The 813-nt window shown below is 38.0% G+C and carries 1 pseudogene; it reads left to right on the forward strand.

What is annotated here, in order from left to right:
- Positions 1-130 precede the first annotated feature (130 nt).
- A pseudogene (gene tnpA, locus KQI39_RS17140) lies at positions 131-604 on the forward strand (IS200/IS605 family transposase).
- The last annotated feature ends 209 nt before the right edge of the window (positions 605-813 follow it).

An 813-nucleotide genomic window follows, 5' to 3' on the forward strand; every position in this document is an offset into this window, starting at 1 on the left:
TTGTGTGACAGTAAAAATAAACCCCCTGCTATGCAGGGGGAGGGAAGATCTTTAGATATAAGTAATCTCCTGTGTTAAAATAAATGTAGGTCTGCAAACCACAAATATTAAATCACAGGAGGTTCATAAAATGAACGTAAATAGTTTAGCTCATACTAAATGGGAATGCAAGTATCATATTGTTTTTGCACCAAAATATAGAAGACAGGTAATCTATAAAGATATAAAAGCAGATGTAGGACAAATATTAGGATCATTATGCAGAAGAAAAGGAATAGAAATAATAGAAGCAGAGTGTTGTCCGGATCATATACATATGCTAGTAAGAATACCACCTAAATATTCGGTATCAGAAATAGTAGGATATTTAAAAGGAAAAAGCTCACTAATGATATTTGAAAAACATGCAAATTTGAAATACAAATATGGAAATAGACATTTCTGGTGTAGAGGATATTATGTAGATACAGTAGGAAAAAATACAGCTGCAATAAAAGAGTATATTCAGAATTAATTAAAAGAAGATTTAGAATATGACCAGATGTCATTAGTAGAGTATATCGACCCGTTTACGGGTGAGCCGGTGAAGAAAAACAAGAAATAAACTGCTTGGAGCAGTAGTAGGAAATCAAAGCAAACCAGCAAGCCCCTTTTGGGGCAGCGCCGGAATAAGGAAGCACTGGAATAGCCCCTGGAAGGGGCTGCTGTAAATGTGGTGCAGTTGGCAGACTGTCAGTGCGCCTTCCGGGCGCAAGCAGGGAATAGTCCCTTATAGGGACAGAGCAAGCCACCCGCTAAGCGGGTGGTCTTGAC

Origin of the sequence: Blautia sp. MSJ-36, assembly GCF_018917985.1 — a bacterium.
Lineage (GTDB): Bacteria > Bacillota > Clostridia > Lachnospirales > Lachnospiraceae > Blautia_A.